Origin of the sequence: Actinophytocola sp. (assembly GCF_049647105.1) — a bacterium.
Classification (GTDB): Bacteria; Actinomycetota; Actinomycetes; order Mycobacteriales; family Pseudonocardiaceae; genus Actinophytocola.
In genome coordinates this window covers 75,838-101,450 of sequence record NZ_JBARWZ010000255.1, presented here as the reverse complement: position 1 = coordinate 101,450, position 25,613 = coordinate 75,838, and the positions used below count along the sequence as shown (strand labels likewise).

Genomic DNA, 25,613 nt, shown 5'->3' with positions numbered 1-25,613 from the left:
CGGCCACTGTCGTGCCGTTAAGTAATCCCCAGGGCACCCGCCGCACCGGGCGCCCAGACCAAGGAGAGGCAAGAGCTCGTCATGTTGGACATGGAAACGTCAGATAGCTGGCGCAGGGCCTTCCGCGTCGAACTCCGTGCGCAGGCCATCGGCCTCGCGTGGCGCGGTTGGCCGGTGGTGCCAGGCACCTATCTGGCGGGCTCGCAGTGGGCGGGTCGCGAAGGCGTCGAGAGCGTCGGCCCCGTGCCGGTGCACGCCGACTGGCAGGATCGCATCGGTACCAAGCCGGAGCAGGTCGCGACGTGGTGGACCGGTCGGCCGTACAGCGTGCTGCTGGCGACCGGCGTGACGCTCGACGCGATCGAGGTGCCCGGTCACCTTGGGCGCGGCGCTGCTCGTGTGCTGCGTGCGGTCGGGCTGCCGGTGCCGATCATCGCGACGCCGGACGACCGCTGGACCTTCCTGGTCCGTACGGGGCAGAAGCTGGCCCGGTCACTTGTCGAGCAGGGCGATGTCGTGCTGCACGCGGCGGGCAGTTTCGTGCCGCTGCCGCCGACGCCCGTCCACCACGGTGTCGTGCACTGGCGAGTTCGTCCCGAGGTTTGTGGCTGGCAGATGCCCGAGCCGAGCGTCGTGCAGGACGCGCTGGCGGAGGCGATCGCCGACGCGGCGACCTACGCTCGCGGCGGTCGGCTCGTCGTCGCGGACTGAACAGTCCTCGGCCGGGGTCCGAACCCCCGAAAGCTTTGCCGGATCGCACCCATCCGGCAAACCAGCGGTGACATTGCGCATCCGCGCGGCATCACCGCAACCAACCCGCCCCGACTCGGCGCTGCTCCCGCACCTACAGCGGCCGGACGGGACGGGCAGCATGCCGGGCGCTCGCCGGAGGAGCCAGATCTCCCGCGTCGCGACCGACAACCAGGGATATGGCGGTACCCGCACCGCCGTCGGCAAACACCTGGCCCGAAGGGTGACCGACACCTCGTGGAGGCAGCTGCCTCCCCGTACCTCCATGAGGTGGCCGGAAACCCTGCCGACATCCCGAAAAGTCGCGCGACGACCCGAGCGGTGGAGATCGCTCCTCGCGCGCCCGGCTAACTCAGAGCGCCGGGGTCGGCTAATGCCGCCCCGGCGCTCTGTCATGTGTGGACTGTCCAAAAAGGACACTCGATATCCGGCGGATCGGTTGGCGCGCGGCTTGGCGAGGGCGGCGCGCGGGCTTGATGGGGTCGCGGCTTCCGGAGGCGCCGCTTGAGGTGGTTCGGATTGCGGACACGGCTCGGGTGAGCGGATCGCGCGACCTTGGTTCAGTGACGCGTTGCGGGAGAGCAGGCAGCGAGGCCTGAGTCAGCGCGTGCGGTGGCGCGGCGTGGGTGGGCTCAGGATGCTTTGGACTCCGGTGACGAGACGGCGACCGCGTCCAGCACCGTGGTCAGTACGCGGATCGCGCCTTCCTTGTGCAGTGGCTCGTTTCCGTTGCCGCACTTGGGGGACTGCACGCACGACGGGCAGCCCGACGGGCATTCGCACGCCTCGATCGCGTCCCTCGTCGCTGTGAGCCAGGGGATCAGTGCCGCGTGGGCGCGGTCCGCGAAACCGGCGCCGCCCGGGTGTCCGTCGTGGACGAACACCGTTGGTTCGCCGGTGTCCGGGTGCAGTGCCGTGGACACACCGCCGATGTCCCAGCGGTCACAGGTCGCGAACAGTGGGAGCAGGCCGATCGCCGCGTGTTCCGCCGCGTGCAGTGCGCCGGGGATCTCGTGTTTCGTCAGGCCCGCTTCCGCCAGCAGGTCGTCGGTCAGCGTGTACCAGACCGCCCTCGTGTTGAGGGTTTGCTCAGGCAGGTCGAGGGGGATCTGGTCCAGTACCTGACCCGACGGCAGTTTTCGCAGGTAGGCCACCACGTGCGAGGTCACGGCCACCTCGCCCAGGCTGACCGTCACGCCGTCGTCGTGCTCGGTCCTCTCCTCGACCGACAGCACGGAGATGTCGATCTGTTCCCTCGGCGACGTGGACCACTCCGGGTCCTCGCGGTGCACCATCGCCAGGCCCGTCTCCAGGTCAAGGTCGTCCACCACGTACGACGTGCCCTGGTGCAGGTACACCGCTCCCGGATGGACGGTCGTGAACGCCGCCCCCGGATCCACGGTCCCGAGCATCCGGCCGGAGTCGGCCTCCACCACCGCCACCTGCTCGCCGCCGGAACCGCGGATGTCCACCGACGCGTGCGGGCGTTCGCGGGACGTCCAGAACCAGCCCGTCGGGCGCCTGCGCAGGATGCCGTCGGCGGTCAGGTCCTCGACGACCCGCCTCGCCGCCTGCCCCCCGAACGTGGCCAGGCACTTCTCCGTGAGCGGCATCTCCATCGCCGCGCAGGCGAGCTGCGGCGCCAGTACGTACGGGTTCGCCGGGTCGATGACCGTCGCCTCCACCGGCTTGTCCAGCATCGCCGACGGATTGTGCACCAGATAGGTGTCGAGTGGGTTGTCCTGCGCCACGAACACCACCAGCGCGCTGTCACCCGCCCGCCCTGCCCGGCCCGCCTGCTGCCAGAACGACGCCAGCGTGCCCGGATAACCGGCCACCACCACCGCGTCCAGCCCCGCGATGTCGACACCCAGCTCCAGCGCGTTCGTGCTGGCCACGCCGAGCAGCCTGCCGTCGGCGAGTGACTGCTCCAGCGCCCGCCTCTCCTCCGGCAGGAAGCCAGCCCGGTACGCCGCCACCCGCGCGGGCAACGACGGGTCCACCTCGGACAGTGCGTGCCGCGCGGACAACGCCGTCAGCTCCGCGCCCCGCCGCGATCGCACGAACGCCAGCGTGCGGGCACCCTCCACCACCAGGTCCGTCATGATCCGCGCGGTCTCCGCGCCGGCGGACCGGCGGACCGGCGCGCCGTTCTCCCCGGCCAGCTCGGGCAGCAGCGGCGGCTCCCACAGCGCCACCGTGCGCGCGCCCCTCGGCGACGCGTCGTCCGTCACCGCCACGCACGGCACCCCGGACAGCCGGGACGCGGACGTGGCCGGGTCGGACACGGTCGCCGACGCCAGCACGAACACCGGGTCGGCGCCGTACTTCGCCGCGACCCGGCGCAGCCTGCGCAGCAACAGCGCGACGTGCGACCCGAACACGCCCCGGTAGCCGTGGCACTCGTCGACGACCACATGGGTGAGCCGCCGGAAGAACGACGCCCACCTGGCGTGGGCGGGCAGGATCCCTCGGTGCAGCATGTCAGGGTTCGTGAACACCCACCGCGCGTGCGCCCGCACCCAGTCGCGCTCGGGCATCGGCGTGTCCCCGTCGAACGACGCGGGCCGCACGTCTTCCACGTCCAGGGCCCGCACGGCCCGCAGCTGGTCGGCGCCCAGCGCCTTCGTCGGCGACAGGTACAGCGCGGTCGCCCGGCGGTCCTCGGACAGTGCGCTCAGCACGGGCAGCTGGTAGGCGAGCGACTTGCCGGACGCGGTGCCGGTCGCGACCACCACGTGCCTGCCGTCGCGGGCGTGGGTCGCGGCCTCGACCTGGTGTCGCCACGGCCGCTCCACCCCGCACCTCGCGAGGGCGGTGCGCAGGTCGGCGGGCACCCACGACGGCCAGTCGGCGGACGCCGCGGATCGCTCTGGCAGCTCACGGACGTGCCGCAGCGGGGTCTCGCCGTTCGGCACGCCTGCCAGTACGCGGTCGAGCAGGAGGCGACTCACGGGAGCAAGGGAAGCACACAGCACCGACAACGATTCGAGCACATATTCACCGCAATTCTGGATCGATGCTCTTGATCGATCACGAATCCGGAGAATCCGCAGTTGGGAGGCCGCCTCGCAACTGCGGTGAGGACAACCAATAGACTCCGCCGGTCCCATCAAATACCCCTGGTGGCGCACCCGTCCTCAACGGACGATTGCGGCGGTCCTCGGCGATCGCGGAAACCGTGCCACATCGGGCAAACCCAGGAGGACTGATGTCCTGGCAGTACCTAGCGGCGGAAGGCGGTCCAACGCTGACCGGCGGTGACCGCGGCATCGTCGTCGTAGTCGCCGTGATCGCTCTCGCCGCCCTAGCCGTCGGTTACGTGCTGCTGAAGGAGGTGCTGGCCGCTGGCCAGGGCACCGCCAAGATGCAGGACATCGCGAAGGCGGTCCAGGAGGGCGCCGGCGCCTACCTGAAGCGGCAGCGCAACACGCTGACGATCTTCGGCGTGATCGTGTTCGTGCTCCTCTTCTTCCTCCCCGCCGACGGCTGGGGGGAACGGATCGGCCGCTCGCTGTTCTTCATCATCGGCGCGGTGTTCTCGTTCTCCATCGGCTACCTCGGCATGTGGCTCGCCACGCAGGCGAACCTGCGTGTCGCCGCGGCGGCCCGCGAGCAGGGTGGTCGCGAGACCGCCATGCGCGTGGCGTTCCGCACCGGTGGCGTGGTCGGCATGTCGACCGTCGGCCTCGGCCTGTTCGGCGCCGCGATCGTGGTGCTGGTCTACGCGGGTGACGCACCGAAGGTGCTCGAGGGCTTCGGCTTCGGCGCCGCGCTGATCGCGATGTTCATGCGTGTCGGTGGTGGCATCTTCACCAAGGCCGCCGACGTGGGCGCCGACCTGGTCGGCAAGGTCGAGCAGGGCATCCCTGAGGACGACCCGCGCAACGCCGCCACCATCGCCGACAACGTCGGCGACAACGTCGGTGACTGCGCTGGCATGGCAGCGGACCTGTTCGAGTCCTACGCCGTGACCCTGGTCGCCGCGCTGATCCTGGGCTCCACGGCCTTCGGTTCGCAGGGCCTGCTGTTCCCGCTGATCGTCCCGGCGCTGGGCATCATCACCGCCGTCATCGGCGTCTACATCACCCGGGCGAAGGTCGGTGAGAGCGGCCTGACCGCGATCAACCGCTCGTTCTACATCTCCGCGGTGATCTCGGCGATCCTGTGCACCATCGCGGCGTTCGTGTTCCTGCCGAGCTCGTTCTCCGAGCTGGACGGCGCCTCGCAGACCGACATCGGTGGCAGCCCGGCGGTCATCGCGACCGTCGCGGTGATCATCGGCATCGTGCTCGCCGGCATCATCCTGTGGCTGACCGGCTACTTCACCGGCACCGAGTACAAGCCGGTCAAGGACGTCGGCAAGTCCTCGCTGACCGGTGCGGCCACCGTGATCCTGTCCGGTATCTCGGTCGGCTTCGAGTCCGCGGTCTACACGGCGGTCGTCATCGGTGCGTCCGTGTACGGCGCGTTCCTGCTGTCCGGTTCGCTGTTCGTGTCGCTGTTCGCGGTCGCGCTGGCCGGTTGCGGTCTGCTCACCACCGTCGGCGTCATCGTCGCGATGGACACGTTCGGCCCGGTCTCCGACAACGCGCAGGGCATCGCCGAGATGTCCGGTGACGTCGACGGCGATGGCGCGGCGATCCTGACCGAGCTCGACGCGGTCGGCAACACCACGAAGGCCATCACGAAGGGCATCGCGATCGCGACGGCGGTGCTCGCCGCGACCGCGCTGTTCGGGTCCTACCTGACCGCGATCACCGAGAAGCTGGTCGAGATCGGGGAGGACACGTCCGGCGAGGCGGCGTTCAGCCTGTCGATCGTCAGCCCGAACGTGCTGGTCGGCGTGCTCCTCGGCGCGGCGGTCGTGTTCATGTTCTCGGGCCTCGCGGTCAACGCGGTGTCCCGTGCCGCCGGCGCGGTGGTGTACGAGGTGCGCCGCCAGTTCCACGCCAACCCCGGCATCATGGACGGCACGGTCCGCCCGGAGTACGGCCGCGTCGTGGACATCTGCACCCGCGACTCGCTGCGTGAGCTGGCCACCCCCGGCCTGCTCGCGGTGCTCGCCCCGATCGCCGTCGGCTTCGGCCTCGGCACCGGCCCGCTGGCCGGTTACCTGGCGGGCGCGATCGCGACCGGCACCCTGATGGCCGTGTTCCTGGCCAACTCGGGTGGTTCGTGGGACAACGCGAAGAAGCTGGTCGAGGATGGCAACCACGGCGGCAAGGGCTCCGACGCCCATGAGGCCACGATCATCGGCGACACCGTGGGTGACCCGTTCAAGGACACCGCGGGCCCGGCGATCAACCCGCTGATCAAGGTGATGAACCTGGTCTCGCTGCTGATCGCCCCGGCGATCGTCACGCTGTCGATCGGTGCGGACGAGAACGGCGCACTGCGTGCGGTGTTCGCGGTCGTCGCGCTCCTGCTGATCGTCGCGGCGGTGTTCGTGTCCAAGCGGCGCGGTACCGCGATCGCGGAGAACCCGGCGGAGGCCGTCAGCAACGGCGCTGCCTGATCCATCCATAACGAATGGCCCGCCTCCGGCACGATCGGAGGCGGGCCGTTTCGTGTTCGGCCACGCTGCGCGATGGCGCACCGCACCGGCTCGATTACCGGTCACTCTTCCCGAGATCGAACTGGTGTTCTACCCTTGGCCGGGTGGCGCAGCTCTCGTTCTACTCCGCGGAGGCCAACCGGCCGCATGCCGGTGACCTCGCAGGCCTGCTGTGCTGCCAGGCCCAGCTGGCCGAGTTCGCCAGGACGGCGGCACGGTTGTCCCTCCGGGTGGACGAGCCGTGGCGGGCGCGGCTGGTGGTGCGCGCACTGGCCGAACGGGGGATCGACGGCACGCACACGGTGACCGAGGACGGCGCGCACGGGGTGCGCACCGCCTTCCGGGCCGATCTGCTGCCGCTGGCCGAGGCGTGGATGAAGGAAGGCGAGAAATTCGCCCCGAACGGACTAACGCTCGACGGCGGCGCGTTGCGACTGTGGGTACTCGCGGCGGGCACGTGGGTCGCGGGGAGTTACCTCCTCGGACTCGACCCCGAGGCGCCGAGGACGTATGAGTCTGTGAGAGGGGCGCTGAGCGCCTCGGGACTGCCCGCTACCCTGCATGCCGGCGGGGACGAGGGGCCGGGCCTGCGAATTTCCGGTCGGCGACGGCTCGGCAGGCTCGCTGAACTGGTCGGCAGGCCACCCTCCGTTACGGCCGAAACGCACTGGCCGGCGGCATTGAGGGTGCGCCAGAGCGCCTAGGCGTGCTACCCAGGTAACAGATCGTGTCTCACAGCCGAAAGTGTGCTGCGGGGCACCTGGGGGTAGGTATCACCGTGTGCAACGTGCACACTAGCGAGCTGAGAACAGGGCTCGGACAAGAGAGCGGGACGGCGTGGCAGGTTCTAACGGGACGAAGAAGAACGGGTCGGCGGGGGCCGAGCCGCGGCGGCTGGTGATCGTCGAGTCGCCGGCGAAGGCGCGGAAGATCGCTTCCTACCTCGGCCGGAACTTCGTCGTGGAGTCTTCCCGGGGGCACATCCGCGACCTGCCCCGCAAGGCGGCCGAGGTGCCCGCGAAGTACAAGGGCGAGTCGTGGTCGAACCTCGGCGTGAACGTCGACAACGGCTTCGAGCCGATCTACATCGTCACGCCGGACAAGAAGGCCACGGTCACGGAGCTGAAGGAAGCGCTGAAGACCGTCGACGAGCTCTACCTCGCGACAGACGGTGACCGCGAGGGCGAGGCCATCGCGTGGCACCTGCTCGAGGCGCTCAAGCCGAAGGTGCCGGTGAGCCGGATGGTCTTCCACGAGATCACCGAGTCCGCGATCATCGCCGCATCGCAGAACACCCGCCCGCTCGACCAGGACCTGGTCGACGCCCAGGAGACCCGGCGCATCCTCGACCGCCTCTACGGCTACGAGGTCAGCCCGGTCCTGTGGAAGAAGATCACCCGCGGCCTGTCCGCAGGCCGCGTCCAGTCGGTCGCCACCCGCATCGTGGTGGACCGCGAGCGGGAGCGGATGAAGTTCGTCTCCGCCTCGTACTGGGACATCTCCGCGAAGCTCGACGCCGGTGCGGAGGCCGAGCCACGCAACTTCGGCGCGCGCCTGGTCGCCGTGGACGGCAACAAGCTCGCCACCGGCCGCGACTTCGGCCCGGACGGCAGGCTCAAGAACAACGTGCTGCGCCTCGACGAGGCCGACGCCCGCCGGCTGGCCGGCGCGCTGACCGGCTCGGCGATGCGGGTCAGCTCCGTCGAGGAGAAGCCGTACACCCGCCGCCCGTACGCGCCGTTCATGACCTCGACGCTGCAGCAGGAGGCGGGCCGCAAGCTGCGCTTCGGCTCCGACCGCACCATGCGGGTGGCGCAGCGGCTGTACGAGAACGGCTACATCACCTACATGCGTACCGACTCCACGACGCTGTCCGAGACGGCGATCTCGGCGGCCCGTGCGCAGGCTCGTGAGCTGTACGGCGACGCGTTCGTCTCGCCGCAGCCGCGTCAGTACACGCGCAAGGTCAAGAACGCGCAGGAGGCGCACGAGGCCATCCGCCCCGCCGGTGAGGTGTTCCGCACGCCGGGCCAGGTCGCTGGTGAGCTGGAGACCGACGAGTTCCGCCTGTACGAGCTGATCTGGCAGCGCACGGTCGCCTCCCAGATGGCCGACGCGCGCGGCACCACCATGAGCGTCCGCATCACCGGCACCGCCGGGTCCGGCGAGGAGTGCACGTTCGCCGCCTCCGGCCGCACGATCACGTTCCCCGGCTTCCTCCGCGCCTACGTCGAGACCGTGGACACCGAGGAGGGCGGCGAGGCTGACGACGCCGAGCGCAGGCTGCCGCAGCTGGTCAAGGACCAGGGGGTGACCGCGACCGAGCTGAGCCCGGACGGCCACTCCACCTCCCCGCCGCCGCGCTACACCGAGCCGAGCCTGGTCAAGGCGCTCGAAGAGCTCGGCATCGGCCGCCCGTCGACCTACGCGTCGATCATCAACACCATCCAGGACCGCGGCTACGTGTGGAAGAAGGGTTCCGCGCTGGTGCCGTCCTGGATCGCGTTCTCCGTGGTCGGGTTGCTGGAGCGGCACTTCGGCAGGCTCGTGGACTACGACTTCACGGCCGCGATGGAGGACGAGCTCGACCGCATCGCCTCCGGTGAGCAGCAGCGCACGACGTGGCTGAGTGGTTTCTACTTCGGCGGCGACGTCGGCCCAGAGGGGTCGGTCGGCCGGGACGGCGGGCTGAAGAAGCTGGTCGGCTCGGGCGTCGACACGATCGACGCCCGTGAGATCAACTCGATCCCGCTGTTCGACGACGAGCAGAAGCGCCCGGTCGTCGTCCGCGTCGGCCGGTACGGCCCCTACCTGGAGCGCGACGGCGAGGGCCCGGACGGCGCGGAGCATCCGCAGCGGGCGAACCTGCCAGAGGACCTGCCGCCGGACGAGCTGGACCTCGAGCTGGCCGAGAAGCTGTTCTCGACTCCTGTCGAGGGCCGCACGCTCGGCACGGACCCGGTGACCGGGCACGACATCGTCGCGAAGGAGGGCCGGTTCGGCCCGTACGTGACCGAGGTGCTGCCCGAGCAGGATGACGCGGCATCGGCCAAGGCGAAGAAGGTCAAGCCGCGCACGGGCTCGCTGTTCAAGTCGATGGCCATCGACTCGATCACTCTCGAGGACGCGCTGCGCCTGCTGTCGCTGCCGAGGGTGGTTGGCAACGACCCGGTCAGCGGCGAGGAGATCACCGCGCAGAACGGCCGCTACGGCCCGTACCTGAAGAAGGGCACCGACTCGCGGTCGCTCGCCAACGAGGAGGACCTGTTCACGGTCACCCTCGAGGATGCGTTGAAGCTCTACGCCGAGCCCAAACGCCGTGGCAGGCAGGCCGCCGCGTCCGCGCCGCCGCTCAAGGAGATGGGCAACGACCCGGTTTCCGGCAAGCCGATGGTGGTCAAGGACGGCCGGTTCGGTCCCTACGTCACCGATGGTGAGTACAACGCGTCGCTGCGCAAGTCCGACAACGTCGAGACGCTCACCGACGAGCGGGCGGCCGAGCTTCTCGCGGAGAAGCGCGCGAAGGGCCCGGCACCCAAGCGCACGACCCGCAGGGCGGGCACGACCAAGACCGCGGCGAAGAAGGCTCCGGCCAAGAAGGCTCCGGCCAAGTCCAAGTCGTAGTTGGATAGCGTCCCGATCACCGAGCGGGTGAGGGGGCGGGATGGGTGACGCGAACGGGGTGACCGGCGCCAGCGGGTTCGACCGGCGAGCCGTCGAGTCCTGGTTCCGGTGGCGCGGGCTGCCGCTCGTGGTGCGCAGCGACGAGCGCGGGTCGCGTCTGCTGCAACGCTCGGTGCCCGCGCTCGTGTTCGTGCTGATCATCGATCCGCTGATCAGCGTCGTCACCCGGCTGCTGGACGTGCGGGAAGCCGAGCTGGAACGGCGCATGGCCAACACCGCGTACGTGTTCCTGCTGCTCGTGGTGATCCTGGCGGCGGTCGTCGTGCCGCTCGTCGCAGGCTGGGGCGCGTCGCGGTGGATGCGGGTGCTGTCCCCGCGCGGCCGGTGGCTGCTCGCGCGGATCGTGTTGCTGCTGAACGTGGTCGTGCTGCCGCTCACCGAGTGGTGGACCGGGCTGCGGTCGCCCCTGTGGGTGTCGCTCGCGATCACCGCCGGCGTGACATTGCTCATGTTGCTGGCCGTCCGGGTCGGTGCGGGCTCGATCCTCTCGTGGGGGCTGCGCAAGGCCGTCGCCGAGCTGGGCACGGTCGGCCGGATGGCGACGAAGGCGTTGCCACTGCTGGTGTTGGTCGTCATCTTCGCGTTCTTCTCCGCCGAGATGTGGCAGATCGCCGACGGGCTGCCGCGCTGGCGGTTGTGGCTCGTCGTGGCGTTGTTCGCGGTGCTCGCGGTCCTGTTCATGGCGGCCAGGCTCGACGAGGAACTCCGCGCGATGATCGACAAGGTCGCCGGGGACAAGCTCGACAACCTGGCCGGCCTGCTGCGGGACACGCCGCTCGCCGGTGCCGTCGACGGGCCGCCGATCGAGCCGCTGCCGCTGGCCCGCCGGGAGCGGGCGAACATCACACTGGTGCTCTTCGTCGCACAGCTGCTGCAGATCCTCGTGCTCAGCGTCCTGGTGTTCCTCCTGCTCATCGCGTTGGGCGCGCTAGCCATCAACGGCCCGGTGATCGACTCGTGGCTCGGCGACGGCTTCTCGAAGATCCAGGGCACGCTGTTCGGGATCGCGTTGCCGCTGCCGCGTGCGCTCGTGCACGTGTCGCTGTTCCTCGCCGCGTTCTCGGGCCTGTACTTCGCCGCCTCCGCCGCCACCGACCAGCACTACCGCGACGCGTTCTTCGAACCGCTCTTGAATGACGTTCGTGTTTCCCTTGCCGCGCGTCAGGTTTATCTCGCCCGGCGCGGTGAAGACTTCTAGTCTGAAAGACAGATGCGGTACGTCACCGAGTAGTAGCGCAGGGAGTGGATGACATGGCGAGCTGGAATCACGACGGCACCCAGGATCCCGGCCCACCACCACTGATGGCAGATCCGCTGTCCGGCCTGGTCACCGGCGGGAAGTACGACGCGGAGGCGGTCCGGGTGCGCGTGGTGGAGCCATCGATGCCCGACATCGACGCGGTCCGCGAGGCGATGGCGTCGGTGCTCGACGAGGACTCCGAGCTGAGGATGACGCTGCCCGACGCGCTCGCCGAGCCGATGCCGGAGCCGAATCTCGGCGCGAACGACCCGGACGCCGGTGACGGCGGCACCGATGTCGGTCCCGCGGCCAGCGCCGCACCGGTACTGCCGCCCGCGCTGCCACCGACGCCGCCGGTCGGCATCCCGGTTCAGCGGCGAGGCCCCATGGTGCCCGCACTGATCCCGGCCAGGAAGCGGGTCAGGCCGCCCCGGCCGATCCGCAGGGGGACGTTCTCCCCGGGGCTGGCCGCCGTCGGGCTGTTACTGCTCGTGATCGGTGTGCTCGTCATCGTCATGCTGGCGAGCCTGATCAACACGATCTCGTCCCTGTTCAGCTGAAGCCTCAGCACTCTCAGCTTGGCCGCGTTACCTTACCCGCGCGGCCGAGTCGGCGGCCGTATGCGCGTCCCGGTTACGCTGGAAGCGCAGGCAGCTTGGAGATGGGGTGGCTGGCATCATCGGGGGCGCGAGTACGGAACGGGACGGCGGCGTCAGGCCGACGGCCGAGTCGAACGCTTCCATCACGCACCGCGCGCGGAGCGTGCTCGCGATCAGAGGCTTCCGCAGACTCTGGGGCGTCACCTACCTGTGCAGCATTGGTGACTGGCTGTCACTGCTTGCGCTGACCAGCCTGGTCACCAGGATGACCGAGGACATCGGCTACCAGGCGGCGAGCTTCGCGTTCGCCGGTGTCGTCCTCACCCAGCTGCTGCCCGGCCTGCTGTTCGCCCCGATCGGCGGCCTGCTCGCGGACCGGTTCGACCGCCGCAAGATCATGGTCATCTGTGACGTGCTGCGCTGCGCGTTGTTCGTGTCGATCGCGGTCGTCGGCACCCCGCTGTGGCTGTTCATCGCGAACTTCCTCATCGGCTGCTGCTCGATGATGTGGATCCCGTCGAAGGACGCCGCGGTGCCGAACCTGCTGCGCCGCTCCGACCAGGTCGAGACCGCGGCGCAGCTCGGCCTGGTGATGACCTACGGCATCTCCGTCATCACCGGCGCGGGCCTGTACGCGGCGGTCACCGGCATCACCACGAACCTGAACATCCAGCCGGACCCCGAGGGCTTCGGCATGGCGAAGATCATCGTGGTCATCATCGGGCTGCTGTACCTGACGAGCGCGATCCTGGTCGCCACCCGCATCCCGGAGCTGTCGCGCCGCGACACCCCGCTCGCCGAGGCACGAAAGGCCGAGAAGAAGGCCGCCGAGGAGTCGGGGGAGAAGCTGGGCTTCGGCGCGATGGCCCGCGACGCGGTCCGGTTCGTGCGCACGACGCCGCTGGTCCGCGGCCTGCTCATCGGCATGATCGGCGCGTTCGCCGCCGCTGGTGCGCTGATCGGGTCGGCGAACCTGTACGCGAGCAGCCTCCGCGGTGGCGCGTCGTCGTTCGGCCTGCTGTTCGTCGCCATGTTCATCGGCCTCGCGACCGGCATGGCCGGCTCGCCGAAGCTCGCGCGGCGGCTGCCGCACAACCGCTTGTTCGGCATCGCGATCGTGCTGGCCGGCGTCATGCTGTGCCTCGTGGCGCTCTCGCCGCACCTGGTCGTCTCGCTGATCACCGTGATGGTCGTCGGCGCCTGCGCCGGTGCCGCGTTCCTCACCGGCGTGACGATCATCGGCACACAGATCGAGGACGCGATCCGCGGCCGCATCAACGCGATCTACCAGTCACTGATGAAGGTCATCCTGGCGGGCGCGGTGGCGCTGACGCCGCTGCTCGTCGGCCTGGTGCAGCCGCACAAGGTCACCGTGTGGGGCCGCGAGATGACGATCGACGGCACCCGGCCGGTCCTGCTGGGGGCCGGCCTCATCGCCGCGCTGGTCGGGGTGATCGCGTACCGGCAGATGGACGACCGGCGTACCGAGCCGATCCTCGCCGACCTGCTGAACGCGATCCGCCGCAAGCCACGCCGGTCCTCGACGGGTCTGCTGGTGGCCGTCGAGGGCGACAACTCGGCGGACACGTCGATGCAGGCGCACCTGCTGTCCGACTGGCTGAAACGGCCCGGCGCCAAGGAAGTGCTGCTGGCCACCGACCCGACGCTGGACGACGAGCGGCTACGGGCGGTCCTCTCCGGCGCGCAGCTGTCCGGCGCCCGCGCGCACGCACTGGTGGCGGCGGCGGTCCGCGCGGACATCGTGGAGCGGCAGATCCGGCCCGCCCTGGACCGCGGTGCGCTGGTGGTCATGGAACGGTTCGTGGACAGCCCACTCGCCTACCTGTCCGCCGCGGCGGGCCTGGACGCGGCCGAGCTCGAGGGCCTCGCGGACTGGGCGACGGCGAGGTTGCGCCCGGACATCACGATCCTGCTGGACCGCGACCCGAGCACGCTGGAATCGACGCACCCGCGGTCGTCGTCGGCCGACCACTGGCAGGTGCAGAAGGTGCTGACCGAGATGGCGGCGGCGGACCCGGACCGGTACGTGGTGGTGGACGCCGACGGCAGCCCGGAGGAGGTGGCGGTGCGGGTGCGGATCGCGGTGCAGACCGCGCTCGCCGGGCGCAGGCTCGCGAGCCTCGTGCCGAGCGATAGCCTCGCTCCGGTGGAGGTCCGGCAGAACGAGGTCCGGGCCACGTAGTCAGTGATCTAGCCAGTTCTAGTCGGAGGCGTGCTGTGGGCACCGTGTGGTCGCAGGTGGTCGGCCAGCCGGAGGCCGTCGAGGTGCTGGCGGCGTCGGCGGCGGTGGCGGCGTCGATGGTGGACGGCACGTTCGGCGGCGGCTCGACGTCCGCGGTGTCACACGCGTGGCTGTTCACGGGCCCGCCCGGTTCTGGCCGCTCGGTGGCGGCGAAGGCGTTCGCGGCCGCGCTGCAATGCGAGACGGGCGCTGGCTGCGGCGAGTGCGCGGGCTGCCGGACGGCGATGGCGGGCACGCATGCCGATGTCCACGTCGTCGTGCCGGAGGGCCTGTCGATCTCGGTGGCGGAGATGCGTTCGCTGGTCCAGATCGCCGCGCGAAGGCCAACCGGCGCCCGGTGGCAGGTGGTGATCATCACCGACGCGGACCGCCTGACAGAAGGCGCGGCGAACGCGCTGCTGAAGGCGGTGGAGGAGCCGCCGGAACGCACGGTGTTCCTGCTGGCGGCGCCGTCTGACCACCCGGAGGACGTGCCAATGACGATCCGTTCGCGGTGCCGTCACCTTGGCCTGCGCACGCCGGCTTCGGCGGCGATCGCGGAGGTGCTCCAGTCCCGCGACGGCATCCCGGCCGACATGGCGCGCTGGGCCGCGTCGGTCTGTGGTGGTCACGTCGGCCGCGCCCGCAGGCTGGCGACGGACGAGGCCGCCCGCACCCGCCGCGAGTCGGTGCTGCGCATCCCGCTGAACCTGCGCCGCCTGGCCGACGTGTTCGACTGCGCGGACGACCTGGTCAAGTCGGCGGAGGCGGATGCCAGCGAGGTGAGCGGCACCCGCGACGAGGCGGAGAAGGAAGCGCTGAAGACCGCGATGGGCCACGGCGGCACCGGCAAGGGCACCGCGTCGGCGACCAGGGGCAGCGCCGCGGCCATCAAGGAGCTGGAACGCCGCCAGAAGAGCCGGGCCACCAGGACCCAGCGCGATGCCATCGACCTGGCGCTGGTCGACCTGGCCGCCTTCTACCGGGACGTGCTGGTGGTGTCGTCGGGCAGCAACGCAAGGCTCAACCACCCGGACCGCGAACGCGACGCACGGCAGGCCGCGGGCGCGTGGACACCGGAGTCGACGCTGAAGCGCCTGGAAGCCGTGCTCGCGTGCCGCGAGGCGATGGAGCTGAACGTGAAGCCGAGGATCGCGATAGAAGCGATGCTGACGGCCATGCATTTCGGCTGAGGGGTGGCCTCCGGCCCCCGGTTGCCAGCGTACGGCCGACCCCCGACCGTTCCGGGGAGTTGTCCACAGGCAGCTGCCCTGATGATCGTGCAGAGCCTCGCCTGTACCCCTGATCAGCAGGTAAACCTCCGTATGGGGTGGCAAATACAATCTGTGGACAACCCCGCCACCTGTGGACAACTCACTCTGACCGACCGTCGATGTCACCCCCGTGCCGTAGCGTGGATCAAGGGGGCCGGAGGCCAAGCCGGCCCCAGGCAGGGGCCGGCTCAGCCGGGTCTACTTGTCGGTCTCACCGCTCCTGTCGTCGGCCTGACCCTCGACGGGCTCGGCCACGTCACTCGCCGATTTTTCCGCCTCCACCGACTCGTCGTCGCTCGGTTCGGAGGCATCCTCCTCGGCCACGTCGGCGCCGGTGACCTCGGCGCGCTCCTCCGCAGGCTCCGCATCAGCGTCGGCCACGTCGGCGTCCGCGGATGTCGCGTCGGCGGCTCCGGCATCAGGCGGCTCGACCTCGGCTGTGTCCGCGCCGGGCTCCGGTTCGGGGTCTGTGGCGTCCGCGTCCGCCGATCCCGAACCGGAGTCCGGGCTCGGATCCGTGAGGCGTGGGCCGCCCTCCACCAGCCGTGGCGAGCGCAGCGTGGGCAGTGCCGCCACCAGGACCACGCCGATCAGCAGCATGGCCGTCCCCGCCCAGAACATCGGGATCGTCTTGTAGGCCATCGTGGTGTAGGCCAGCTCCATCGGCGCCCGGCCCTGCGGCTTCGGCGTCGGGGGCGGCGCGGGCTGCTCGGTGGTCTGGCACACGACACCACCGGTCGGGGCGTACGCGCGCGCGATCTGCTCACCCAGGGCGACCTGCGCCAGCGCCGACGGCAGGTTCGGCAGGCCCAGCGCCTGCGTCGGCAGCACCTGCACGTCCAGCATCCGGGCCGTCGCGCCGAGCTGGAAACCCTTGAACGGCGTCGTCATCGCCGTGCCGCGCTGGTCCAGCTGCGCGACCCCCAGCCGGATGACGCCGAGGTCGAGCCGCTGCAGTGCCTGCGTGACCTTCTGCCCGTTCGCGAGCAGGTCACCGATGATCGGCAGCTTCGGCGCGCCCGGCGCGAGCGGGATGCCCACCGGGATGTCGAACTTCGGGTTGGCCACGTCAAGCTGGCCAAGCAACTTGCCGCCCTGCTCGACCGCGAGCACCGGCGCCGTGTACTTCACCGTCGACGTCTTCTCGTCACCGGTCGACGTGACCTGCAGCGTCGGCTGGCTGACCACGCGGATGACGACCTCGAACGGCGTGCCCGCGAGCAGCTTCAGCGCCGCGACCTGCATCGTCGACGTCGACTGCACGGCCTTGTTCGGCGAGCCGGGGATGTCGACGAGCCGCACCACCGACCGCGCGGACAGCGTGTTCTGCAGGCTCACCAGCGAGCCCGCGCCGTCAGCCGCGGGCTTCGTGCCGCCGGACAGCGCGCCGCCGAGGGTGCTGAGCGGGCCTGCGAGCTTCTTGAGCCCGTCGACCACGGCCTGGTCGGCGCTCGGGTCAAGCTTGGGGGCGTCGAACACACCGGTCAGGTCCGGCGTCGACGGCAGGGTGGGGATCGCGTTGAGCAGCGAGAGGCTGGCGATCTCCGTGGTGGCGTCGGCAATCGTCCCGACGCACGGGCCCGCCGTGTCGCTCCACCTGGCGTGCACCTGCCCCTGGAGCGCGCCGCCGCGGACCAGCGTGTCGAGCGGAGTCGACGGCAGCGTCAGCCCGTTGTGGATGGGCTCCGCGTTGTCGGGCGACGCGGTCTGCGACAACGCGCCGGGTGCCTGCGGGCTGCCACCCTGGACAGCGAGCCCACCGGGCGCGGCCTGCGCGACGGACCGCTCGAACGACAGGTACGCCTCGGAGTTGACCTGTGCCGACGCGAGCCCGAACCCGAGCTCCGCGGCCGCCTGCTTGGGCAGCTTGTCGGCCATGTTGGGCACGATCGCCTTGGTGGGCGTCGAGTTCGGCAGGATCCGCAGGATCCCAAGCCCGGTTCCGGCATCACCCACGGCGTGCCCCGGCGGCACCGCCCCGACCTGCGACGACATCCCCGGCGACGCCGGGTCCATCGGCGTGGGGATCGGCGTCGTGGGCTGAGCGGCAGCAGCGGCAGGAGCGGCGACCAGGCTGAGGACCAGTGCGGCAAGCCCCACCGCCGTCGCGACCAGTGACCGTCCGCGCATCGGCATCCTCCTCGACTCCGCCAGTGCCCCGACCAGCCTCTAGGTAACGAGAGAGGTGGCGTGAGGTGACGCCCGGGCGCCCGTTACACTATGGGCACCTCGCCGCCTTAGCTCAGTCGGCCAGAGCGGCTCACTCGTAATGAGCAGGTCAAGGGTTCGATTCCCTTAGGCGGCTCCAGGTGAGATGCAGGTCAGGCCCCGATCCACGTCGAGTGGACGGGGCCTGACTCGCGTCTGGGCGTCTTTTCATGACACCACGCCTCACTGAGCGGCAAGGTGTGCGAACTCCCGTTGCCATGTGGCGTACCAGTACTGCTGCGCGCAGCAGTGACGGGTCGGTGACGCCCGCGCCGTACGCCAGGAACGCCGTGGCCTCCTTCAGGCGTTCGACGTACGGTTCTCCAGCCGGGCGCGTCTGGTCGGCGTGCCAGCGGACCGCGAACGTGCGCAACATGTGCCGAGCTAGGGGCAGGGGAGCAGGTCATGAGCGAAGTTCAGCGGTCGCTGGGTGCGTACGGGCCCACACGGCGCAGGCCGCACGTCGTGTTGCGGCGGATGCTCGACGCCGTGTCGGCCGACGCGTTGCCCCAGGATCCGGTCGTGCGGCTGGAGGGGCGGATCGCCGAGCTGCTCGGGAAGCCGAGGGCGTTGTTCTTTCCCACCGGCACCATGGCCCAGCAGGTCGCCCTGCGCATCCACGCCGAGCGGGCCGGGCGGCGCACCTTCACCGCGCATCCCACCAACCACCTCGACCTGTGGGAGCAGCGCGGGTACGCCGTCGTCCATGGGTTGCGGTTCCAGCCCGCGGGTGAGCCAGAGCGGATGCTGACCCGAGGCGACCTCGACCGTGTCAAGGAGCCGGTCGCCGCGTTGCTGATCGAGCTGCCGCAGCGGGAGATCGGCGGCTTCCTGCCCGACTGGGCCGAGCTGACCGCGCAGGTCGGCTGGGCGCGGGACCGCGGTGTGGCCGTTCATCTCGACGGCGCGCGGCTGTGGGAGTCCCAGCCGTTCTACGGCAGGCCGCACGCCGAGATCGCCGGGCTCTTCGACACCGTGTACGTCTCGCTCTACAAAGGACTCGAAGGTGTGCGTGGCGCCGTGCTCGCCGGGGACGACGCCACGATCGACCACGCCGAGATCTGGCGGCAGCGGCTTGGCGGCGCCATTCCCGACGCGTGGCCGCTCGCCGTCGCCGCGCTGGTCGGCCTCGACGAACTGCTGCCAAGGATGGCCGTCTTCCGGGACCACGCCGTCGCCATCGCCGGGGCACTCACGGCGGGCGGTGTCGTCGACGTGCTGCCCGACCCGCCGCACACACCTTTGTTCCACATCCGCCTTCCGATGCCTGCCGCGGCTGCCGAGGCGGCCGCCAAGGCACTCGTCGAGGAACAGGGCGTGCACCTGTTCACCCGTACGCGTCCCGAGTCGTGGCCCGATCGGTGTCGTGTGGAGCTGATGGTCGCCGAGAACGCCATGGGGTTCTCACCGGACGAGGTCGCGGCGTTGTTCGCGGACGTCGTGCGGCGGGCCTCATGAGTGGCGCATTACGGTAGCCGGGTGCCCCTCTTCTCCTTCGAAGGTAAGTCGCCGGTCGTGCACCCGGACGCGTGGATCGCACCGACCGCCACGCTCGTCGGTGATGTGACGGTCGAGGCGGACGCGTCCGTCTGGTACGGCGTGGTGATCCGCGCGGACTTCGGCGCGATCGTCATCCGCGAGGGCGCGAGCGTGCAGGACAATTCGGTCATCCACGTCGGCGCCGGCGTGTGCGAGGTCGGGCCCGGCGCCACCATCGGGCACCTGTGTCTCGTGCACGACTGCACCATCGGCGCGGAAGCGCTGGTGGGCAACGGTTCCGTTGTGCTTGACGGCGCCGTGGTCGGTCCCCGCGCGCTGATCGCGGCCGGGTCGACCGTCACACCGGGGACCAAGGTGCCAGGCGAGACGGTCGCGATCGGTTCACCGGCCAAGAAGTTCGTGCCGCTCACCGGCACCGCCAAGGCATGGGTGGACCACAACCCCGAGATCTACCGCGACCTGGCACGCAGGCACCGCAACGGCATCGAGCCGATCTAGCCCCGGAATTCAACGTGTTGGTGTCGGCCCAGCGGCGGCTGCGGATCGTGGGTGGTTGGTGGCTGGGTGCCGTCACGTTCCCCTGAGGTCACTGTTGGTCAGGCCCAGACCCTCGCATCAAAGATCCTTGGGACAGGCTCTCGTCCGGTCGCGTGTAGGGGACGGTGGTCGTCAGGCGGACGAAGCCGAGCTTCTCCAGGATCGGGCGGCTGGTCGGCAGCGCGTCCGTGCGCAGGTAGCGGTAGCCGCGTCCGGCCGCGAGCTTCCTGCGGTGGCTCACCAGCGCACGGTAGATGCCCCGGCCACGCCACTCCGGGAGCGTGCCGCCGCCCCACAGGCTCGCGAAGTCGGTGCCGATATGGAAGTCCACGCGGGCCGCGCACACGGCCTCGTCACCGGCCAGCGCGAGCACCGGTGCGACCGCGCCGGACGGCAGTCGCGCGCGCATGCTGTCGATCATCGGGCCGTGGTCGCCGCCGAACACCTTGTCGTGCACGGCTTTAACCTGTCGCAGGCCGTCCTCATCGGACACCGTGACGAGCCGGATGCCTTCCGGCGCCGGGATGTCGGGCACGTCCGCGACGTCCGCGACCATCAGCGCCTCCTCCTCGCCCGGCACGAGCCCGGCCTTCAGCAGGCGCTCCGGCAGGTCGGCGGGACGGTCGTAGGCGTAGTACTTCCATTCGAAATCGCGGCGCCGTTCGGCGAAGTACCGGATCTGCTCGGCGATCACATCGTCGGCGGTCGCTTCGTCCAAATTGGACCATTCGACGCCCGACCAGCTGTTCGGCTCTTGGCCCACGCAGCGAATGACGGACCCCGCACGCTCGAACTGCCCGCCGTCCAGGGTTGGGCGGACCACGTTGCGCAACTGGGCCTCGAAAGCCGCGAGCGCGGCCGCCTGATCCATGACGCGCATTTTACCGGCGGGCGATGACCAGCAGGTGCGCCGTGGCGCCGAGGAGCGCGGGCTCGTGTTCGGTGCGCTCGATCAGTTCGAGGAGCACGGCGCGCTTGTCCGGGTCGGCCAGGCGGTCCGCGAGATCCGGGATCCAGTGCGCCATGCCCTCGACCGGGAGGAGGTCGACGAGCGTGAGGCCCGCGTCCGCCACTTCGCCCACGAGTTCCTCGGGGCGGTGGAAGTAGCACGTCGTGAAGCCGAACGGGTGGTGCTGGGTGCCGCGGCGCGTGCCGGAGGCGAGGTCCTCGCGCAGCATCGGCGTGAATCCGGGCTCGTCGACCAGACCGCTCAGCATGCCTTCGAACATGGGTGACCAGCGGCTGATCGCGGCCGCGATGACCAGGTCCCTGCTGACGCGCCCGGCCTCGGCGAGGGCCAGCACGCGGTCCGCGCGGTCGAGCAGGTGGTAGAGCGGGCCGAGGAGCAGCACCGCGTCGCGACTGGCATCCGGCTCGGCCAGCGCGCGGGCGTCGCCCTCGACCGCGTCGATGCCCGTGGCCCTGGCGGTGGCAACATGCCTGGGCACCGGGTCGACGAGGCGGACGCGGTGGCCTTCCTCGGCGAGCCACGTCGCGTAGACCCCGGAACCGCCGCCGACGTCGAGGACATCCGCGTTCCGCGGCAGGTGACGCTGCAGCAGGACCTTGGTGCGCACCAGTTCCACGGAGTCGACGAGACGGACATCCTCGCCGCCGCGGTCGTAGTACTCGAGAATGTCGGCGTCCATGCTGGGACGGTAACCAGGCGTGCGGGAAATCGCACTTGAGTTTCACGTAACGTCAATTCCTAGCGTGCTGTCCCATGGCACCGAAGAAGAAGCAGACCTTCCAGGTCACGCTGGAGCTGCCGGCCGGCGACGCGCCGATGGTCGACCTCGGCAAGATGCTGGGGCAGACCGGCGTGAACCTGGTGGAGGTCAAGCGTTCCTACGACGCGAGCACGGCCGGGCAGCGCGGCGACGTGGTGCCGGCCGTGGTCACGGTCTTCGAGGACCGGACCTTCGAGCTGCGGCACAAGACCCCGCCGACGTCGTTCCTCATCAAGAAGGCGCTGGGCGGCAAGGGATCCGCACGACCGGGACACGACGACGCCGGTTCGCTGACGCACGAACAGCTGCGCGCGATCGCGGAGCGCAAGCTGCCCGACCTGAACACGACGGACCTCGACGCGGCGATGCGGACCATCGCGGGCACGGCCCGCTCGATGGGAGTGTCCATAGTGGAATGAGAGTCGTGCCCCCGTTCCGGGTCCTCGATCCAGCGCTGGCGACGGCGGAACGGCTGTTGTCGAGCGGTGACCGGCGACTGTCTACTGTGGTCTTTCTATGGCCGGACGAGCACGCCGCCGCGGCGCGGCTGAACGACGTGCTGGCCGGGTGCTGCCTTCGGCTGCGGTCGGTGGACGGCGGGTGGCGCGTGGTGTACGTCGCCGCCGCCCGCCGCGACACGGAACTGGTCGTCGCGGCGGGCTCGCGTCGCTCGTCGCGGTGGCCGGGTGGCGTCGGCTGAAGCGCTGCGACACGTGCGGTGCCCCGTTCGTCGACCGCACCAACGGATGCACGCGCCGCTGGTGCACGCCACACCGGCCGCACGTGGGGTAGTTGTCCACAGCCGCCCCAGTTGTCCACAGACAAGATCGACAACGCGGAAATGTCAGTGCCAGCCGGTAGACTGGCATGGCGGGACGCCCCCGGGAACGGGTGGGGGTTGGCATCCGGCCGGTTCGCGGTTTCGGGCGAGGAGTGTCGCTGCGGTTCCAGTGCCTTTCGTGTCGTGGCCGGTAGCGTTTCCGGAGTGGGCTGTTTCATCTGCGACAAGCACCGTGCCGGTGACGGGGTCATCGCCGGTGACGAGCTGATGGTGCTCGCGCACGTGCTGCCCGACGCGTCCGGCGGCGGCCCGGTCTACCTCGGCCACCTGATCGTCGAACCGCGGCGCCACGTCGAAGGCCTCGCCGACCTCACTCCCGGCGAGGCCGCCGCGCTCGGCCAGTGGTCGGCGCGGGGCGCGAAAGCACTGGAAGCCGAGCACGTCTACTCGTCCGTCGTCGGCCACCGGGTCGACCATCTGCACCTGCATCTCGTCCCCCGTTACCCGGGCACGCCGCGCGAGTACTGGTGGCCCAACCTCGACGACTGGCCCGCAGCGAAGCGGGGCGGAAACGCCGAGGTCACCCGGCTGGTGGGCGAGATACGGGCGCGGCTCGATGCGCAGGGCACAGACAGATAGTGTCGTTGTCGGCACCGACATCATGGAGGCACGACCATGCACCAGCCGGCGATCCCGCACCTTGCCGCCGCCGATCCTGATCTCGCCCAGCTCGTCGAGAGCGAGGCCCAGCGTCAGTTCGAGAAGGTGCGCCTCATCGCCTCGGAGAACTACGTCTCCACCGCCGTCCTCGAGGCCACCGGCACCGTCCTGACCAACAAGTACTCCGAGGGCTACGCCGGCAAGCGCTACTACGAGGGCCAGCAGTTCATCGACCAGGTCGAACTGCTCGCCATCGAGCGCGCGAAGGCTGTCTTCGGCGTCGACCACGCCAACGTGCAGCCCTACTCCGGGTCGCCTGCGAACCTCGCCGTCTACCTCGCGCTGGCGTCGCCCGGCGACACCGTCATGGGCATGGCGCTCCCCGCGGGTGGCCACCTCACGCACGGCTGGTCCGTGTCCGCCACCGGCAAGTGGTTCCGCGCCGTCCAGTACGGCGTGCGCAAGGACACCGGCCGCGTCGACATGGACGAGGTACGGGACCTCGCCATCGCCGAGCGGCCCAAGCTGATCTTCTGCGGTGGCACCGCGATCCCGCGCACCATCGACTTCCCGGCGTTCGCGGAGATCGCCAAGGAGGTCGACGCTGTTCTCGTCGCCGACATCGCGCACATCGCCGGGCTCGTCGCCGGTGGTGCGCACCCGTCGCCGGTCGGGCACGCCCAGGTCATCTCCACCACCACGCACAAGACGCTGCGTGGCCCCCGTGGCGCGATGCTCATGTCCGACGCCGAGCACGCGAAGGCACTCGACAAGGCCGTCTTCCCCGGTCTGCAGGGTGGCCCGCACAACCACACCACCGCGGGTATCGCCGTCGCGCTCGCCGAGGCCGCCCGGCCGGACTTCCGCGAGTACGCGGCCAGTGTCGTCGCCAACGCCAAGGCGCTCGCCGACGCGCTGCTGGCCCTCGGCTTCGACCTGGTGTCCGGTGGCACCGACAACCACCTGATCCTGATGGACGTCACCGGCAAGGGCACCGCGGGCAAGCCGCTCGCGAAGGCGCTCGACCGGGCCGGGATCGAGCTGAACTACAACACGGTGCCGTTCGACCCGCGCAAGCCGTTCGACCCGTCCGGCCTGCGTCTCGGTACCCCAGCCGTCACCACCCGCGGCCTCGGCACCGACCAGATGCCGCAGATCGCCGAGTGGATCGACCGCACGGCGACGGCCGCGAACAACGACGACGAGGCCGCGATCGCGGCCATCGCCGCCGAGGTCAGGGAGCTTCTTGCCGCCTACCCGATGCCGGGCTGGGCCTAGGCCCTGGTGAAGCGTGGTGCGCTGGACCGGCTCTCGTTGCCGGACCGGTCCAGCGCCGTCACGACGTAGGTGTACCGCTTGCCCGGCACGGCCGTCGTGTCGGTGAACGACTGCAGCGCACCCCGGACCGCACGGACCGTGCCGACCAGGTGCGTCGCGTCCGCGAGGTCACAGCGCCCGACGAAGCCGTGGCCGTCGAGCCGGTAGACCGCGTACGACGTCGCCCTGTTCGCGACCCACCGCACCCGCACCCCCGACGACGTCCGCGACACGTCGGCGATCAGCGGCGCACTCGGACCACGGGCCACCAGCCGGTCCGCGGTCGGCGCGAACGCGGGCTGCTGGTAGTGGTCCTCCTTGACGATCGTCATGTGCTCGAGCCGGTTCGCGCGCACCTGCGCGGCCGAGAAGTAGATGTCGCCGCCGACCTCCGGGTAGTCCTGGTTGAACGTGAGCTGGCGGCTCATCTCGTTCGGGTCCTGCCACGCCGGTGGCTGCGCCGGGTTCGCGACCTTGTGGTTGGCGTGCCCGATGTACAGGTTCACGTCGGTGCCCGCCACGATGTCGGACCACCACGGCACGAGCTTCGCGTAGTCCGCGATCTCGAAGCCGATGTTCCAGTACACCTGCGGCGTGATGTAGTCGATCCACTCCTGCCGCACCCACTTGACGGTGTCCGCGTACAGGTCGTCGTAGGTCTGCACGCCGCCCTGTGTCGGCGAGCCGGCCGGGTCGGTCGACGCGTTGCGCCAGATGGCGAACGGGCTGATGCCGAACTGCACCCACGGCTTCGCGGAGCGGATCCCGGCCGACAGCTCGGAGATGAGCAGGTCGACGTTCTTGCGCCGCCAGTCGGCGAGGGAGAGGCCGTCGCCGTACTGGGCGTAGGTCGCCGCGTCGTCGAAGACCTGGCCCGCGACCGGGTACGGGTAGAAGTAGTCGTCGAAGTGGACCGCGTCGATGTCGTACTTCTCGACCGCGTCCATGATCGCGTCGATGGTGAACTTCCGGACCTCGGGGATGCCCGGGTTGTAGTACAGCTTGCCGCCGTAGGGCAGCACCCACTCCGGGTGCACGCGCGCGGGGTGCGACGGCACGAGCGCGTTGACGTCGGTCCCCATCGACACGCGGTACGGGTTGAACCAGCCGTGGAACTCGAGGTTGCGCTTGTGCGCCTCCTCGACCGCGAAGGCGAGGGGGTCGTAGCCGGGGTCCTGGCCCTGCGTGCCGGTGAGCCAGTGCGACCACGGCTCGAACGGCGACGGCCAGAACGCGTCGGCGGTCGGCCGGACCTGCACGACCACCGCGTTGAGGCCCAGCGCGACGGCCTCGTCGTACCAGCGGACCAGCTCCGCCTTCTGCTGGTCGGCGGGCAGCCCGGTCGCGGAGGGCCAGTCGATGTTGGCGACGCTCGCGATCCACTCGGCACGCAGTTGCTGCTTCGGCGTCGCCGGATCGGGCGCGCATTCGGTGGTGGGCTCGGCGGTCGCGACGGGGGCCGCGGCGGCGAGCGAGAAGGCGGTGGCGGCGGCGAGGACCACGCTCATGATTCGGTGGCGCAGGTGCGGCATTG

Annotated in this window: 19 protein-coding genes and 1 tRNA gene; 15 read left to right on the top strand and 5 right to left on the bottom strand. The window is 70.3% G+C overall.

The annotated features are described in order from the left end of the window. The first annotated feature begins 81 nt into the window (after positions 1–81). Positions 82–711: a bifunctional DNA primase/polymerase gene (locus WBA97_RS30400; RefSeq protein ID WP_424234392.1), complete on the top strand. Its 630-nt coding sequence runs from the start codon at positions 82–84 to the stop codon at positions 709–711. 671 nt (positions 712–1,382) lie between these two features. Here the strand turns inward: WBA97_RS30400 and WBA97_RS30395 are convergent. Then, positions 1,383–3,704, bottom strand: a complete 2,322-nt coding sequence (locus WBA97_RS30395) for a DEAD/DEAH box helicase (protein WP_424234391.1) — start codon at positions 3,702–3,704, stop codon at positions 1,383–1,385. A 257-nt stretch (positions 3,705–3,961) separates the two neighbouring features. Here WBA97_RS30395 and WBA97_RS30390 point away from each other — a divergent pair, with 257 nt between their 5' ends. The 7 genes from WBA97_RS30390 (at position 3,962) to WBA97_RS30360 (ending at position 15,265) form a co-directional block, all read left to right on the top strand. Beyond that, positions 3,962–6,268 (top strand): sodium-translocating pyrophosphatase, encoded by a 2,307-nt coding sequence (locus WBA97_RS30390; protein ID WP_424234390.1) that lies wholly within the window; start codon positions 3,962–3,964, stop codon positions 6,266–6,268. A gap of 143 nt (positions 6,269–6,411) precedes the next feature. Further along, positions 6,412–7,011, top strand: a complete 600-nt coding sequence (locus WBA97_RS30385; RefSeq protein ID WP_424234389.1) for a hypothetical protein — start codon at positions 6,412–6,414, stop codon at positions 7,009–7,011. 133 nt (positions 7,012–7,144) lie between these two features. Next, positions 7,145–9,931 carry a type I DNA topoisomerase gene (gene topA, locus WBA97_RS30380; protein ID WP_424234388.1) on the top strand — a complete coding sequence of 929 codons (2,787 nt, stop codon included), beginning with the start codon at positions 7,145–7,147 and terminating at the stop codon, positions 9,929–9,931. Positions 9,932–9,971: 40 nt separating this feature from the next. Next, positions 9,972–11,189: a hypothetical protein gene (locus tag WBA97_RS30375; RefSeq protein WP_424234387.1), complete on the top strand. Its 1,218-nt coding sequence runs from the start codon at positions 9,972–9,974 to the stop codon at positions 11,187–11,189. A 53-nt stretch (positions 11,190–11,242) separates the two neighbouring features. Then, positions 11,243–11,791, top strand: a complete 549-nt coding sequence (locus WBA97_RS30370) for a hypothetical protein (RefSeq protein ID WP_424234386.1) — start codon at positions 11,243–11,245, stop codon at positions 11,789–11,791. Between the two features lie 106 nt (positions 11,792–11,897). Beyond that, positions 11,898–14,033 carry a bifunctional MFS transporter/dTMP kinase gene (locus WBA97_RS30365; protein ID WP_424234385.1) on the top strand — a complete coding sequence of 712 codons (2,136 nt, stop codon included), beginning with the start codon at positions 11,898–11,900 and terminating at the stop codon, positions 14,031–14,033. Positions 14,034–14,068: 35 nt separating this feature from the next. Further along, positions 14,069–15,265 carry a DNA polymerase III subunit delta' gene (locus WBA97_RS30360; RefSeq protein WP_424234384.1) on the top strand — a complete coding sequence of 399 codons (1,197 nt, stop codon included), beginning with the start codon at positions 14,069–14,071 and terminating at the stop codon, positions 15,263–15,265. Positions 15,266–15,544: 279 nt separating this feature from the next. Here the strand turns inward: WBA97_RS30360 and WBA97_RS30355 are convergent, their stop codons facing one another. Continuing rightward, a complete protein-coding gene (locus WBA97_RS30355) occupies positions 15,545–17,476 on the bottom strand; it encodes a hypothetical protein (RefSeq protein ID WP_424234383.1) in 1,932 nt (643 codons plus the stop codon). A gap of 101 nt (positions 17,477–17,577) precedes the next feature. Between WBA97_RS30355 and WBA97_RS30350 the strand changes: the two genes are divergently transcribed. From WBA97_RS30350 to WBA97_RS30340, 3 genes are all read left to right on the top strand, one after another. Continuing rightward, positions 17,578–17,654, top strand: a tRNA-Thr gene (locus WBA97_RS30350). 305 nt (positions 17,655–17,959) lie between these two features. Beyond that, positions 17,960–19,012: a threonine aldolase family protein gene (locus WBA97_RS30345; protein ID WP_424234382.1), complete on the top strand. Its 1,053-nt coding sequence runs from the start codon at positions 17,960–17,962 to the stop codon at positions 19,010–19,012. 21 nt (positions 19,013–19,033) lie between these two features. Beyond that, positions 19,034–19,552, top strand: coding sequence for a gamma carbonic anhydrase family protein (locus WBA97_RS30340; protein WP_424234381.1), 519 nt, complete (start codon positions 19,034–19,036; stop codon positions 19,550–19,552). Between the two features lie 88 nt (positions 19,553–19,640). Here the strand turns inward: WBA97_RS30340 and WBA97_RS30335 are convergent, their stop codons facing one another. Together WBA97_RS30335 and WBA97_RS30330 are read right to left on the bottom strand one after the other, a co-directional pair. Continuing rightward, a complete protein-coding gene (locus WBA97_RS30335) occupies positions 19,641–20,462 on the bottom strand; it encodes a GNAT family N-acetyltransferase (RefSeq protein ID WP_424234380.1) in 822 nt (273 codons plus the stop codon). Positions 20,463–20,472: 10 nt separating this feature from the next. Next, positions 20,473–21,240, bottom strand: coding sequence for a class I SAM-dependent methyltransferase (locus WBA97_RS30330; protein ID WP_424234379.1), 768 nt, complete (start codon positions 21,238–21,240; stop codon positions 20,473–20,475). Between the two features lie 74 nt (positions 21,241–21,314). On the opposite strand from WBA97_RS30330, the gene WBA97_RS30325 reads away from it, so the two are divergent. The 4 genes from WBA97_RS30325 to glyA all read left to right on the top strand — a co-directional run bounded on the left by WBA97_RS30325 (position 21,315) and on the right by glyA (position 24,040). Further along, positions 21,315–21,740 carry an uL11 family ribosomal protein gene (locus tag WBA97_RS30325; RefSeq protein WP_424234378.1) on the top strand — a complete coding sequence of 142 codons (426 nt, stop codon included), beginning with the start codon at positions 21,315–21,317 and terminating at the stop codon, positions 21,738–21,740. Positions 21,741–21,745: 5 nt separating this feature from the next. Beyond that, positions 21,746–22,021 carry a hypothetical protein gene (locus WBA97_RS30320; protein WP_424234377.1) on the top strand — a complete coding sequence of 92 codons (276 nt, stop codon included), beginning with the start codon at positions 21,746–21,748 and terminating at the stop codon, positions 22,019–22,021. Positions 22,022–22,306: 285 nt separating this feature from the next. After that, entirely contained in the window at positions 22,307–22,741 is a 435-nt protein-coding gene (locus WBA97_RS30315) for an HIT family protein (RefSeq protein ID WP_424234376.1), read from the top strand. Positions 22,742–22,777: 36 nt separating this feature from the next. Continuing rightward, positions 22,778–24,040 (top strand): serine hydroxymethyltransferase, encoded by a 1,263-nt coding sequence (gene glyA / locus WBA97_RS30310; RefSeq protein WP_424234375.1) that lies wholly within the window; start codon positions 22,778–22,780, stop codon positions 24,038–24,040. On the opposite strand, the gene WBA97_RS30305 is transcribed toward glyA, so the two are convergent. Continuing rightward, positions 24,037–25,611 carry a family 10 glycosylhydrolase gene (locus WBA97_RS30305; RefSeq protein WP_424234374.1) on the bottom strand — a complete coding sequence of 525 codons (1,575 nt, stop codon included), beginning with the start codon at positions 25,609–25,611 and terminating at the stop codon, positions 24,037–24,039. The two genes, glyA and WBA97_RS30305, sit on opposite strands and share 4 nt — an antisense overlap. Between the last annotated feature and the right edge of the window lie 2 nt (positions 25,612–25,613).

What these genes read in the sequence shown, in the direction of transcription:
- WBA97_RS30400 (WP_424234392.1), top strand. Translation starts at nt 82, where the DNA reads ATGTTGGACATGGAAACGTCAGATAGCTGGCGCAGGGCCTTCCGCGTC.
- WBA97_RS30390 (WP_424234390.1), top strand. Translation starts at nt 3,962, where the DNA reads ATGTCCTGGCAGTACCTAGCGGCGGAAGGCGGTCCAACGCTGACCGGC.
- WBA97_RS30375 (WP_424234387.1), top strand. Translation starts at nt 9,972, where the DNA reads ATGGGTGACGCGAACGGGGTGACCGGCGCCAGCGGGTTCGACCGGCGA.
- WBA97_RS30370 (WP_424234386.1), top strand. Translation starts at nt 11,243, where the DNA reads ATGGCGAGCTGGAATCACGACGGCACCCAGGATCCCGGCCCACCACCA.
- WBA97_RS30355 (WP_424234383.1), bottom strand. Translation starts at nt 17,476, where the DNA reads ATGCGCGGACGGTCACTGGTCGCGACGGCGGTGGGGCTTGCCGCACTG.
- WBA97_RS30345 (WP_424234382.1), top strand. Translation starts at nt 17,960, where the DNA reads ATGAGCGAAGTTCAGCGGTCGCTGGGTGCGTACGGGCCCACACGGCGC.
- WBA97_RS30335 (WP_424234380.1), bottom strand. Translation starts at nt 20,462, where the DNA reads ATGGATCAGGCGGCCGCGCTCGCGGCTTTCGAGGCCCAGTTGCGCAAC.
- WBA97_RS30330 (WP_424234379.1), bottom strand. Translation starts at nt 21,240, where the DNA reads ATGGACGCCGACATTCTCGAGTACTACGACCGCGGCGGCGAGGATGTC.
- WBA97_RS30325 (WP_424234378.1), top strand. Translation starts at nt 21,315, where the DNA reads ATGGCACCGAAGAAGAAGCAGACCTTCCAGGTCACGCTGGAGCTGCCG.
- glyA (WP_424234375.1), top strand. Translation starts at nt 22,778, where the DNA reads ATGCACCAGCCGGCGATCCCGCACCTTGCCGCCGCCGATCCTGATCTC.
- WBA97_RS30305 (WP_424234374.1), bottom strand. Translation starts at nt 25,611, where the DNA reads ATGCCGCACCTGCGCCACCGAATCATGAGCGTGGTCCTCGCCGCCGCC.